Here is a 13,449-nt window from a genome sequence, read left to right as displayed (position 1 = left end):
GTAACATCATTTTTTTATTATCATATGCTAAAATTTTGTATTTTCTATTCTTTACTTCAATTATATTTTCATATGGCATTCAGAACATCCTTTTTTAAATATCTATTCAATTTTTTACTTTATCTAGCTTTCATTCCATTGTTATATTTACTAATACATAAACTTAGCATAGATCCCTCTGCAGGTACTTCATTTCCTTTTTCAACAACTATCATTGCACAAGTATCACTCAAGCTTCCTAATTGGTAATATGATCTAAGCATTCTAACAATATCACCGGATACCTCTTTAATTGTCTCGTCTGAAACTCTTGTATTTAGAAATGTGCCAAAGTTACTACTTGTTGATGTGGCCCCTGTTGCCTTAATTGATTTTCTTGATTCCTTAATGTCATTGAGTGTTTCTTCTCTTAGTGTTAAAATTTCATTTAACCTACTTAGTTCTTTTAACTTTACATCGTATGGTTTTTTATCAGCTAAATATTCAGAATACTTTATAATTTCCGTTTTTTCTCTTTTTTCTACTTTTTTATTCATTATAGATTTTATATCTGCAGGATCATGTTTTGTATCCAAGTTTTCTTTTAATGTTTCAATTTCTTTTGAAAGGTTATTAATTGTGTCTTTTATTTTATTTACTTCTTTTGTTTCATCGACAATAAGAGTTGAAACTTTCGCTAATTGTTCTGCAGAACCTACATTAGAGGAAGAGACTAGAGAGACTGGTGCACTAGTTATACTTCCTGTTAAGCCATCAATCGCAGCCAAAAGAGGAATAACATTATATACTTTTCTATTTAGTGCTTCGAAACCAAATTTAGATAACCCACCTGCTCCATAACTAATACAATTCATAAGACTTTGATCTCTTAATAGCTCCAGAGTTTGTGTTCTAAAAGCAACAGAAGCGCTCCCCTCCGAAGAAGCTCCAGATAAAGTTAAAGAACCTTTTTTTAAAATTTCTCCAATTAGTTTTGCCTCTTTTGCTTTGTTTTTGACTATTTCAGGGCTCTTACCCAAGCAATAAAAAACTTTCTTTTCTATTATCGTATCATCTGTTTTACTAAATGATGTTGTTTCAAAACCTAAAGCTACTTGTTTACTTCCATCAAAGGTTAAAACTTTTGCAGAATTACTTGGGACTAATATTTTTGCCGTGTTCCCACATCCTGATACTAGCAGGACGATTGCGGACATAATAGTAAGGTTTTGTACTCGTAACATGATAAATCCTTTAAAGTATAGTTTCTAATTAATGATAGTTGTTATTTCATTAATAAATGATAAAAGCATCTATTAATTTTTAAAATACACTTAATTGTGACTTAAAAGAATAATTAGATTATTTTTAATGATTATGTGAAAGTTCAAAGGAATAATATTAATGGGGCTAATCCAAGATGAAAAGGGTTTAAAAGTGCTGTTGCTTTGGCTTTGTATGATATTCAGAATTACTTGGCTGATTTGAAGAAAGAATAATTATTATTTGTATATAATGTTGCTATTTTATGAAATAAAAAAATGAATAATTATTTAAAAGGTGTTAAAACATGAGTTTCACAACTACTTCGAAGAAGATAAATATTAATATATTAAGTAAAAAAACTAGAGTTCTCTATTATTTTTCTTTTGTTTTTGGACTATCAGCCGGGATAATTTTGTTTATTGATTATTATCTTACCCGTTATAGTATCTACACATTCTCTGAGAGTACTTATGTTCTTCTTTTAACATCAACTGTATTCTTATCATTTATGTTCTTTTCTTATGCTTTTTTGAGAGAGGAAGAAAAGACCAAAACAGTGGATACAAATATAAATGATAAATACAAAGATAGTATCAAAGATGAATTAAAACAGATATATGACAAAATTAAATATTTCAATACAGATAAGGAAATATCTGAAAATGAAAAAAAAGAAATTAAAGATAGAGTAGTTGCTTCACTAACAGAAGTAACTGTCAGTAATATCTTTAAACAAGAGTCTTATTTATTAGAAAAAAAAATTGGTAGTGAGTTAGAAAAAAAATATTTTAAAGATTCATTTGACTCAATGACAGATCGATTAAAATCAGAAATAACATTAATTAATAAACGTTCCATGTATAATTTACTTATCGGAGTTTCCATTACACTTTTAGGAGTAGGAATACTTTCTGATTCAATTGTCAATCTTAAAAATAATATTCCAGCAGAACTTATTAGACAGTCAATTGAAAAAACAAATATCAAAGTTGTACCTACAAAATTAACGATAAACGTAACAAATAAATTTTTAACAACAGATAATGTTATAAGCCTTATTCCTACATTTTCACTTGTTTTATTTATCGAATTATTTGCATATTTTTTTCTTAGATTGTATAGAGAAGGTCTAAGTGAAATGAAATATTTTCAAAATGAACTTACGAATATAGAGTCCAAACTAATTGCAGTAGAAATAGCTTTAATTCAAGATAATAAAAAAATATTGAAAATAGCCCTTGAAAGTTTGTTAGCAACGGAAAGAAACTTCATAATGAAAAAAGGAGAAACAACTGTAGAACTTGAACGTGCAAAATCAGAGTCCGAAAGTGTTAAAAGCATTATTAAGGCTGTTCCTAATCTATTTAAGAATAACGGTAAATAAATATGATTAAACAAGACGCAATTAAAAAATTAAAAAAAAAGATTTATGAGTTAACAAAGCTTCCAGATTATATTTATAATGGAGATAACTTTGAGTTTTCTAACTGGAAAGTTAATACAGAAAAAACTATTTTTCATATTTTTGACGATGCAGAGTACACGACTAAATTTAAAAATATAATTTATCATCCAGAAACTATCTCTCTAATAAGCGATAATTCTTCATTATCCGTTGCCACATACATTTTAGGTGTAAAAAAAGCAAAAATATTACTAGAGTCATATCTTGAAGAAATTAACGAATTTTGGGAACCAGATACAACAAGAGAGCATAAAATTAAAAATATATTTATCAGTCATATTACAGAAGAAAAAGAAGTAGCATTAGTTTTAAAAGACTGGATTGAAAGTACTTTCACAGGACAATTCAGTGTATTTGTGAGTAATGATAATGAAGATATTCCGGTAGGGTCAAAATGGTTAACACAAATAAATAATGCATTAAATGAATCTATAGTATTTATAGTTCTTTGTAGTCAATCATCGATGCCAAGACCATGGATAAACTTCGAAATTGGCTGTGCATGGACGAAACAAATACCTATTATCCCAATTTGCTACAATGGCATGACAAAAAGCTCCCTTCCTTCACCTGTATCATCTTTTCAAGGAATTAATTTAGATAGAAAAGAATCTTTGGAAAAACTTTTTAAAGGTATAGCAAAACACCTAGATGTTTCAAAGACACCTAGAATTAGCTACCAAGATATGTTAAACGAAATGAATAAAGCTTTAGAAAAAACTGTAGTTAAAAAAGTAGAGATTAAAGAAGAAAAAGATAATAACTTCATTCATGAAATTGAACAAAAAATACTATTAACTTATTCTTATAATCAAACACCATCAGAACTGGAATATATTAAAAATATCATAAAAGAAAGTCATTTTAAAACTGAATTCTATATTGATACTTTAGTGAAAAATAATTTTCTTAGTCGCCATTACAATGACCAATTAGATTACCTTTATTCATTAGAGTACAAAGGAAAGGAATATCTTATTCAAAATAATCTTGTATAACCGCAATCAAATGAATGATAATATAAGTATCCATGCTTTATGACTATAATTTTCTTGAAAACTTTCTAAAAGATTTGATTGTTTCGTAGATTAAAACAGCCAGAGATAGTTTGTGAAATATGAATAGTGTATGATTTAATGTTGTATTACATACGAGGGTATCTGCAATATCATTAAACTTAGTAAGAGGATTAATTATGTGCAGAAAAACTTCCAATGAGTATGTCCCAACCATCAATCCTGAAAATAAAAAGGTTATTGCAAAAACCCACAGTATTGATATAATTCCATTTGTTCCATAGTTACTAGACAGTCGTTCAAAACTAAGAACTAACTTATCCAAACAATCTCTACTACACCACTCCAAACTATCTTTATGTGCTTGCATTTCTTTTTTATAAAAATCTAATGCATTTATTTGATCATGTTGTTTTAATGCAGCTTGTTTTAAAATTAGAAAAGTTTCTTTTGTATCTGTTTTTTTAAAGTTTGTATTTTGATAATACATCATCCCAATTTGTGAGAAAGATAAATCAAGCCTAAATTTTTCGTGTGTAATTAGGTTCGAAAGATTAAAAGTGTTTATTATTGCACCTTTAAAAGATGTATAGTTAAAAAAATCTGCATGACCAAAATATGTTTCTTGTAGAAATATAGTGGAATCAAAATATGCCTCTTTTTCAAATACCGAGTCTCTAAAATAAGCGTCTTTCATAAATGTTGCAAACCTAAAACTTGCATCTTCTTCAAAAACTGTTTTCCTAAAATCTGCATTCTTCGTAAATGTTGCGCCTATGAAGTTTACATGTTTTGAAAATAATTGAAATCCAAAATCTGCATATTCTGTAAAAATACAATTCTGAAAATTAAGACTCAATTTAGCAGTTTTAATTCTACTTTCTATTTGTTTTTTATTATCTATTAGAGCATACTTTTGATTACCATATCTTATAAATCGATTATCAGTGAATTCTTCTCGAATAATTTTATACACTGTTCCTTTAAATTTACACCTTTCTTGACCAAGTATATTATCTATAAATTCAAATATCGGTTCTGCCATTTAATGCCTTTTAAAAAGTTTCATCATTCTTGACTCTATATTATAGAAAAGAAACTTAGGAAAAAGTTATTTTATCTTTTAATTACGTTCATTGTTAATTTACCCTTCCTCTTCATCATCATTCATTCTATCTGAGCCATCATTTACACCATTATTACTATCTCCATCACCATCCCAATCATCATTATTATTGTTATGTGCTGCATCTCCTCCACTGTCTTCATAGTCTTTTAATGCATCATCAACCATTTCATCATGTGCAGCTTGTTCCTTAGAATATGAACCTTTTCCATAATAATGGCCATTGTAAGACACACCGCCAAAACTATCTCTTGTAATACCTATTATTTCTTCAAGTATCTCTTCATCAAGCTCTCTGTATTCTTCTTCAAATTGTGCTTCTTCTGAAGGACTTTCCCAGTTTAAATCTCCACCATAATCAGAAGTGTAATCGTCATATGAATAATCAGGTAATCCACATCTACCTTCAAAATCCCAAGCTTCTGTATACGTAGCACCTAAGTTTCCATCAATGCTCCATCCATTATAATTCCCATCGTAATCAACTGTTCTAAATTCAGTTCCATTATATGTTGAAGTATTCATTTGTCCCAAGGTAGCAATTTCTTTAATTGTATCCCATGCTCCTTGCCCTATTCCTATTTTTTCTCTATCACTTGCAACACCATCCTTATTAGTTCCTGCATAATCTCCACCAAAGCCAAAGTGATTATCTAAACCAGCAGCCATTTCAAACAATTCATCAAATAAAGTACCTACACTTACTGTAATAATTCTCATTGAAACAAAACTCGTAACTCCAAACGTATTTATTATTCCTTTTGTAACTTGATTAGAAAATTGATTTATTACAGAAGTTTTTAAAGAGCTACCAAGAAAGTTTTTTAATGAAAAAGTAGAGCTGTCAAAACGTGCTCCTGTTGTCATAGATTCAACAGCAGTTAAGATTACCATTCCAACTGAACCAACAGCAAAAGATAAGATGATTAAAGAACTAACAGATAGAGGTGCGACAGCAAGACAAGCTAGTAATTGGTGCAAAGGTAAAGGCGAAGTATTACAAACGTTTTTAGATGACCCTGCGAGTATTGATGTTGCTTTGGAAGAAGCGGTTGGAGGGTAATTTTAGGATAGTGAATAGATAATAATTTTAATAATTAACTTTATAATAATTTTTGTAAACTCTTTCATTTTGATCTCCTTTTAGTTTATTTATATTCTGTTCTCAGAATATATTTACATGGAGGGAAGTTTAAAAAAGAATTTACAAATTTTTAAAAATTTGAGGTTAGTATTTTTAAATGAAAAATAAATGAAAGTGAGAAAGAATAAAACTTTAATAAAATTTAGATACAATTTTGTTAAACTTTAAAAAGGATTAGAATGTTTAAGATGATAAAAACACGTAGTGAAAGAAAGCTTGTAAATACTACCCAAATATCTTCTATTGATACAAGTTCATATTATGATAGTAATAACAATGAAATCAATATATATGAAATTACTGTATCTGATGGTAGCCGCTTTACAGTACTTGAGAAAGATTATGGAACACTTGATGAATTATGTGATTTCCTAAACAGTAATTAATCATAACAAAGACAAACAAAAACTTTGTTTACTGTTAATATAATTATTAAATAATAAATTAGGAGAGAATATGTCAAAAGGAATGTGTCCAAAATGTGATTCTGAAAACATAGGAAAGGAAGTAGGTAGTGGTCATAGTACAGGAGATTACAAATGTTCAAATTGTGAATATATTTATCTTCCAAGTGCATTTAAAAAAAGAAAAGAAGACTATACACAAGAAAGTACTCTACAACAGTTAACTAGTGTCATATACAATTCTTTAGAAGTTGGAGATACTGTTTACTTAAATGGAACAACTGAACCACTTAAAATAATTGAAAAAAATGAATCAATGATAAATTATGAAGGCGGATCAGTGCCTTATTCAGGCTGCAATGTAAAAATTACAGAAACAATTCATTATATAGAAGTGAGAGACAGCAGAATAAAATACGCATTAGGCAGGAAAGAAAGAGAAGCGACAAGAAGATCAGTATAAGTATATTTTAAAGTAAATTGAATAGGCAGATACTACCCCCATCTGCCTTTTTTTATGCCTAAATAAAACTATTGATATTATCAAAAAAATAAAACTCCAAATATAAAGTTACTTTTGTAAAAGCTATTGAAAGGCAAAAAAAATATGAAATGATTATTCTTATTATTTCATTTAATAATGTTGTTTTAATATGATTTAGATAACATTTTGTCTAAATTTAAAAGGAATAAATATGGAATATATATTTTATTTAGCTCCAGGAACATTAGCAATTATCAGCACTGTATATATCCATTTTAGAGAAAATAAAAATAAACAATAACATCTAAGACTAAAAAGAACACATAAATCAAACAAAAGGGATTCAATGTCAGAGGCATTTTTAAGACAAAGAAGAAATTTAATAATAATATCATTTGTAATACTGCTTACATTTACAGCAGGTGGTTCAATAACGGAAATAAATCTACTTGGGTTAAAATTTATATTTACAACTGAGAATACATTATTGTCACAATTAAAGAATTTACTATTAATTATTTGGGCATATTTGCTTTTTAGATATATCTTATATATAAATGATGATTGTAAATTGTATATGCAGATCAATGATGAAATTAAAGCTCAAGAAAATATTTACGTAAAAAAAATACTTGCATCAACATTTTTTTATCAAAGAATTAAAAAAGAAAAAAATGATGAAAGGCTAGAAGCAGTCTTAGTTGATAATACGTACACGATAAAATCAGCAAGAACACAGGATATAATAATAGAAAAAAAGCTTCAAGATATGGATTTAGTTGACATAAATATAATAAACAAAATCGTTCACTATCGTCATATAATAGCAAGAATTGCTATTATAAAAATATATCTACAATATTTAACTGATTTTTGGTTTATATTTTGGTTATCAATAGGTGAAGTGGCATATCTATATTTCCCATTTTTACAGAATTTGTTAAGGTAATATATAAATTTAAAAGGATTTAAATGACAGAAATACCAAATTTTAAGAAAAAACTTAATGTTGTAATGTTCTTCTTAGTAATTTTAATAGCATGGCTACTTCTAATGATATTTATTAATGTCATTGGTTATGCCCAAAGTATCGACAAAGATAACGTATTTCTAATTAGTGGTGCACTAATTGGATTATCTGCATTATTAGCTTCTGCAACGATTACTCAATCAATATTAAATACAAATAGAATTGAGGAAGAAAAAGAAAAAAGAGACTTATATGATAGACGATTAATTGTGTACTATACGCTACAGGAGTTAATGCGCGATAAAACAGATGTGTTTTATTTAAACAATGAATCAAGATTTAACGAAATAATTAGAATATTATCTTCTAGTGAATTTATTTTCACAAAAAATACCTATGAAGAAATTGAAAATACTTCACGACATATAAGACTTTATTATATTGAGTATCAAATCAAGCTTGAACCATTTAAATCTGAACATGAAAATATAGCGAAAAGAAAGTTCGCACAAAAATATGGTGGTTCAGTACAGGAAGAGGAAGATGAACAATATATTCGTAGATGCTTTATGGAAATAAACTATAATGAAATAGATGTAATATCAGAAAAATGTGTAAAAGCCTTAGAACTAATTAAAGTTGATTTAAAACTAATTTAATTACACCAATAATAAAAGGATTAAAGTGTCGGAATTATACTCATTAACAAAAAATAAACTTGCTATTACTATGTGGATATTATGGACACTCATAATATACTTTATTGGAATGGTAATATTGAACTTGATTGGTCATTCTTCTAATATAAATGAAGGCAACGCTTTTTTAATAAGTGGTCTATTAATTGGACTATCTGCATTATTGGCATCTACAACAATAATGCAATCAATTCTTAATACCAATACAAATGAAGATAAGAAAGAAGTAAATGAGACTTCTAACTTTTATCTAGAAAAATCACTTGAAGAAATCAAAAATGTATATGATTTATTAAAAGACAAAAATAATGATAGAGTAACATGGATCTTAGCTGCAAGAGTTTTAATCGATGCAATTAAATTATCTAAAAATATTGAGAAAAGTTCTCACAAAGATGTATATGAAATACAAGAGTTCCAACTAAAACACAAGCTAAGTACTTTGTTCGAATCTAAAGAGTATCAGTGTTTGTCTTTTTTTGCAGGTTTACCTTATGAGGAGAATGAAAATGAAGACCTTGTAATGGCTAATATATTCAGTAATAGCGCAAATTTTAGGCTAGCAGAAAGTAGTATTATTACTTTATTTAGTTTTGTAGAATATCCAAAGGATTTCAATGATCCACTAGATGACAGTATGATTCTTGATTCTTCTATTGCATTAGAAAAATGGAGAAGAGAAGGTGGAATGATTATGGTAAAAAAACATGCTGCTAACTATCTAACGATATTAATTGACGAAAACAAAAAATATTCTACAAGAGCAATCGAAAATACAATATTATAGTTAAATTTCAGAAACTTAATAAAAATAAACAAACCCTAAGCACACACATACGTTATGCAGTCTTAAGTATAGGGTTTGTATCGCTGAAAAGTATAACAAATATTTGTCATAAAAATGTCAGATAGCTATTTAAATTAAAAGGAGGGATAAAACAATGAGTAAAATAATAGATTTTGAATTGTTAGAACTAATACCAGAACTTCTTGATGAATTAAAAAGGCTAAGAAGTGAAGTACCTGTTTTAAAAACTGCATTAGTACCAGAACTTGATTTAACAAAAAGAGTAGGAGTTTTACAGTTCTTACATATAAGTGAAAGTAAATTAAAAGTAATGATGAAAGATGGTAGGTTAAAAATCAATATTCACTTTATAAGAGAGATTAAGGGGAATAAAACTAAAATCACTTTTATAGAGAGTGGTATTTTGGAGTTCAAGGAGAACACAAAATGACCTTTTATCATAGAAATGGTACGCTGTATGCTCGTATCAATGGGAAAAGAGTATCTACTAAATTAGAAGATACAAAAGCAAACAGGAAGTTATTTAAAAGCTATGCTAAAAATGACGAGTTCTTTAACAAATTTAATGTTAATAAAAAAATACCTACCATTATTGAACTATGTGTAGAAGTGTTGAATGAAAAAGAAAAGACTTTAAAATCTACTACATGCGTAACATACTTAGGCTTTTTCAATAGTAGAATTGTTCCATATTTCGATAAAAAGCTAATTACAGAACTAAAGCCAATTGATGTAAAGGAATGGTATAAAACATTTACTGATCTTAGCACATTGAAAGGTTGTGAAACGCTTTTAAAGGCTGCAGTAGAAAATGCCATATTATGTGAGCATATTTCTGCAACCCCTTTTGTGCTTAAAAAACCATCATTAAAAAGTGATTATAAGGTTATCCCATTTACTTTAGAAGAAGTGATGGTACTCATTACGAGTGCAAAATCTAATTCATTTGGAAACTTTTTAGCAATCTCGTTTTTTACAGGAATAAGACCAGGAGAATTAATAGCTCTTTCATGGGAAGATATTGATTTTAATAGAAATACTATTTCCATAAATAAAACAATGACAAATGGTTTTCTACAAAAGCCTAAAACAAAAAATTCTCTAGCAGAAATTGACTTACCAATTGAGGCACTTAAGTATTTTAAGAATGAACAATTAAAAACAGGACTAAGAAAAAATATCTTTTATTCTGAGCAGAGAAATAAAATATATAAATCAAGTGATAGTTTGAATATTAAATTTAAGAAACTGTTGAAAAGTTTAGATATGGTAATAAGAAATATTTATCAAACAAGACATACTTTTGCTAGTTTAAAATTAATAGCAGGAGAAAAATTAGAATGGGTATCTTTTATGTTAAGACATAAAAACCCAAGAATAACACTTGAAAGATATTATAGATATATTCCGAAAGAAGACTCAAAAAGAGTTGTTTTAGATATAGAAAACGCACAAAATCGACACACCTCTTAAATAGAGCCCTATTTATCGAGTAAGTCGGCTATTGTCTAAATAGTCTTCTTCAAAGCATAATTAAGAGCTACTCCTTCTCTTAACCCATCATCTAAAACTATTGATTCTTTTTTATTTAATACTTCAAAAATGGCTCTGTAAATATAAATACCAATTTCAATAAAATCAACTCTTCCTTCACCCACTAAGTTTCTTATTTCACTTTTAGAAGAATTTTTTAAAATATCTAAAGATTTGTCTAAATCATCCAAATTTACAATACTTCCATTAACATCATTTTTATTATAATTAAAAAAGTCTTGACCCAGTTTCATGGCTGCAATTGTTGTAGGAGTTCCCGCAGTAGCTACAAAAGAATATTTCGTATAATCAATATCCATAGTACTTAAAAAATTGTTTATTTCTTTTTTTCTTTTTTCTAGAAAATTTTCAAGTTCTGTTTGTTTATAATGTTTTTGCGTTAATGTAACAATTCCAAAGTTAAAACTATGAGCAATGTATTTATCTTTTGTATTAACAATAAGTTCAAGTGAGCCTCCACCAATATCTAATAAAATGAAATTATCTGAGACAATTTTTTCTCTTTTTAATGCATATTTAACAGCTAAAAGCGTTAACCTTGCTTCTTCCTTGCCATCAATTATTTCAAAACTTGCGCCTGTTTTTTCTTTAAAATAACAAAGAACCTCTTTTGCATTTGATGCCATTCGCATGGCCGCTGTTGTTACACAAATAGCCCTACTTGTATCATACTTCATTTCTTCGGATGTTGTATTAATTGCATTTATTACTCTTTCTTGTGCTTCTTTAGAAATACATCCCGTATGAGTAAGACCATCTGCCATGCCAACAACTTCATTGTGAGAAGCCAGTATAAGTTCTTTTTTACAATCGTATATTAAAACTCTAAAAGAATTAGAGCCTAAATCTATAGCTGTTATAATACTCATTAAGGGTGAGGGATTTTAATTTTTGAGTTTAACATATAAGCTACAAGAATCATAAATACTAAAATTAACTCTTCTGGCACATAACCACTAGTCCATGCTAAATAAGAAGCGAATAATAAAATAGCGCCTAGAGGCGTAGGTATTCCTGTAAAGTATTTTGTAACTTCACCTTCTTGAGCATCTATATTAAATTGAATTAAACGTCTTAGTCCCGAAATAACATAAAATATAAAAACTACAGCAAGCAGTGCTTTATTAATCATTGAGCTTTCAAAAATAGCAAAGTATATATACATTACAGGAACAATAACAAAGGATAAAAAATCAGCATAAGAATCAAGTTGAATACCAAATTCAGTAGAAAGTTTATATTTCCTTGCGATTTTACCATCAATTATATCAAAAGCACCACCCAGCCATGCAAAAACAGCTGCAAATATAAAGTCTTGATGGGTTAAAAAATATATTGCTATAATACCCGATGCAATATTCATAAATGTTGTTAAATTAGCTAAATTAAAATGATGATTTTTATTAAATAAAAAATCCAAATTCTATCCTTTAAAGTGTGTATTTATTTCTTCCAGAGTTTTTCGATTTATAGAGTTTTTGGTCAGCCAGTTTGTATAATTGATTGGATGAATATTCATTTTTACTCGTATACATAACAGCCCCCATAGAAATACTAACAAAAGCCAAACAAGAAGAGTTTTTGTGTTCAATTTGTAATCTTACTATATTTTTATTAATATCATCTAAACATTGCTCTAAAATACTCAGGTCTGTGTCAAATAGTAATACTCCAAACTCTTCTCCACCTAAACGAAAAACATATTCGTATTCTTTATTAAAATATTCTTTTAATACTTTTGATACTTCTTTTAAGGTGGTATCCCCCATATCATGTCCATAAGTATCATTGTATTGTTTAAAATGATCAATATCACACATAATAAATGCACTTTTCCAATGATTTTCTTTAGAAATTTTAGGCAAATGATCAAACAAAGTATCAAAGTGTTTTCTATTGTATAATTTAGTCATAGCATCTGTAATTGAGTCATTTTTATATTTTTTATTCAAATAATTTAGATCTTTGTCTTTTTTAATAATTGAAACTATTATAAAAGAAATAATGGCTAAAGCAATAAAAACAAGAACAATCAAACTATACAACAAATAGTTTTTCATACTCAAATAATCATTTAGGAAGTTTTTCCTTTCTTTGTAGGCACCATCAATTTCATAAGCAATTAAAAAATTTATTTTTTGAAGCATTAATTTATAATTTTTTATAGAAGCATTCACTTTTAGTGCATTTTTCATTGCTTTATCAACACGCACTACAACCATTTTTTCTTCAATAGTTTTGTAGGATTTATTGTAGTACTGCCAGTTTTTGTGTATTTCATCAATAAAGAGGCTTCTGTCACAATTATTGTTTTCTTTGATGCATATAATTAAATCTTTATAGGAATTCTCTACTTTTTGAAGCTTAAGAACAGGTACAAGATTAGCAAAAAAAATACTATCAATTTGAAGTTTAAGTTTATCTATTTGGGTATTAAACATATATATAGTAGTAAAGAACGTCAGAATTATGGTTACTAATAATAAAATTAATTTAAAACCAAGTGTTTTTACAAAGTCATTTTTCATTAAGTGA

At 27.7% G+C, this 13,449-nt stretch carries 15 protein-coding genes; 9 read left to right on the top strand and 6 right to left on the bottom strand.

Annotated features, from left to right (window positions below; translation table 11 throughout):
- Window positions 1-119: 119 nt before the first annotated feature.
- On the bottom strand, window positions 120-1,223 hold the full coding sequence (locus HRT41_07095) for a hypothetical protein (protein ID NQY23784.1): 1,104 nt from the start codon (window positions 1,221-1,223) through the stop codon (window positions 120-122).
- A 578-nt stretch (window positions 1,224-1,801) separates the two neighbouring features.
- Here HRT41_07095 and HRT41_07090 point away from each other — a divergent pair.
- Together HRT41_07090 and HRT41_07085 are read left to right on the top strand one after the other, a co-directional pair.
- Entirely contained in the window at window positions 1,802-2,629 is an 828-nt protein-coding gene (locus HRT41_07090) for a hypothetical protein (GenBank protein ID NQY23783.1), read from the top strand.
- Between the two features lie 2 nt (window positions 2,630-2,631).
- The gene (locus HRT41_07085; protein NQY23782.1) at window positions 2,632-3,708 is read left to right on the top strand and encodes a toll/interleukin-1 receptor domain-containing protein; all 1,077 of its coding nucleotides are present in this window, start codon (window positions 2,632-2,634) and stop codon (window positions 3,706-3,708) included.
- A 43-nt stretch (window positions 3,709-3,751) separates the two neighbouring features.
- Here HRT41_07085 and HRT41_07080 read toward each other — a convergent pair whose 3' ends face one another.
- Both HRT41_07080 and HRT41_07075 read right to left on the bottom strand, forming a co-directional pair.
- Window positions 3,752-4,771 carry a pentapeptide repeat-containing protein gene (locus HRT41_07080; GenBank protein ID NQY23781.1) on the bottom strand — a complete coding sequence of 340 codons (1,020 nt, stop codon included), beginning with the start codon at window positions 4,769-4,771 and terminating at the stop codon, window positions 3,752-3,754.
- A gap of 99 nt (window positions 4,772-4,870) precedes the next feature.
- Window positions 4,871-5,833, bottom strand: coding sequence for a hypothetical protein (locus tag HRT41_07075; GenBank protein ID NQY23780.1), 963 nt, complete (start codon window positions 5,831-5,833; stop codon window positions 4,871-4,873).
- 342 nt (window positions 5,834-6,175) lie between these two features.
- Here HRT41_07075 and HRT41_07070 point away from each other — a divergent pair, with 342 nt between their 5' ends.
- The 7 genes from HRT41_07070 (at window position 6,176) to HRT41_07040 (ending at window position 10,833) form a co-directional block, all read left to right on the top strand.
- Window positions 6,176-6,382, top strand: a complete 207-nt coding sequence (locus HRT41_07070; protein NQY23779.1) for a hypothetical protein — start codon at window positions 6,176-6,178, stop codon at window positions 6,380-6,382.
- A 70-nt stretch (window positions 6,383-6,452) separates the two neighbouring features.
- On the top strand, window positions 6,453-6,863 hold the full coding sequence (locus HRT41_07065) for a hypothetical protein (protein NQY23778.1): 411 nt from the start codon (window positions 6,453-6,455) through the stop codon (window positions 6,861-6,863).
- Window positions 6,864-7,230: 367 nt separating this feature from the next.
- Entirely contained in the window at window positions 7,231-7,833 is a 603-nt protein-coding gene (locus HRT41_07060; GenBank protein ID NQY23777.1) for a hypothetical protein, read from the top strand.
- A 23-nt stretch (window positions 7,834-7,856) separates the two neighbouring features.
- Window positions 7,857-8,513 carry a hypothetical protein gene (locus tag HRT41_07055; protein ID NQY23776.1) on the top strand — a complete coding sequence of 219 codons (657 nt, stop codon included), beginning with the start codon at window positions 7,857-7,859 and terminating at the stop codon, window positions 8,511-8,513.
- Between the two features lie 25 nt (window positions 8,514-8,538).
- Complete coding sequence (locus HRT41_07050; GenBank protein NQY23775.1) at window positions 8,539-9,339, top strand: hypothetical protein; 801 nt, start codon at window positions 8,539-8,541, stop codon at window positions 9,337-9,339.
- Window positions 9,340-9,493: 154 nt separating this feature from the next.
- Entirely contained in the window at window positions 9,494-9,790 is a 297-nt protein-coding gene (locus tag HRT41_07045) for a hypothetical protein (GenBank protein NQY23774.1), read from the top strand.
- Window positions 9,787-10,833, top strand: coding sequence for a site-specific integrase (locus tag HRT41_07040; protein ID NQY23773.1), 1,047 nt, complete (start codon window positions 9,787-9,789; stop codon window positions 10,831-10,833). The genes HRT41_07045 and HRT41_07040 overlap by 4 nt, the downstream gene beginning before the upstream one ends.
- 35 nt (window positions 10,834-10,868) lie before the next feature.
- On the opposite strand, the gene HRT41_07035 is transcribed toward HRT41_07040, so the two are convergent.
- Genes HRT41_07035 through HRT41_07025 form a run of 3 tightly spaced genes read right to left on the bottom strand, consistent with a single transcriptional unit; the run spans window position 10,869 to window position 13,442 of the window.
- Entirely contained in the window at window positions 10,869-11,783 is a 915-nt protein-coding gene (locus HRT41_07035) for an exopolyphosphatase (GenBank protein NQY23772.1), read from the bottom strand.
- A complete protein-coding gene (locus tag HRT41_07030) occupies window positions 11,783-12,334 on the bottom strand; it encodes a CDP-alcohol phosphatidyltransferase family protein (GenBank protein NQY23771.1) in 552 nt (183 codons plus the stop codon). The genes HRT41_07035 and HRT41_07030 overlap by 1 nt, the downstream gene beginning before the upstream one ends.
- A gap of 10 nt (window positions 12,335-12,344) precedes the next feature.
- Window positions 12,345-13,442: a GGDEF domain-containing protein gene (locus HRT41_07025; GenBank protein ID NQY23770.1), complete on the bottom strand. Its 1,098-nt coding sequence runs from the start codon at window positions 13,440-13,442 to the stop codon at window positions 12,345-12,347.
- Window positions 13,443-13,449: the final 7 nt, after the last annotated feature.

The organism is Campylobacteraceae bacterium (assembly GCA_013215945.1).
In the GTDB taxonomy this organism is placed as follows: Bacteria; Campylobacterota; Campylobacteria; order Campylobacterales; family Arcobacteraceae; genus NORP36.
The sequence above is the reverse complement of the archived record's forward strand: the minus strand, read 5'-3'. Positions and strand labels throughout refer to the sequence as shown.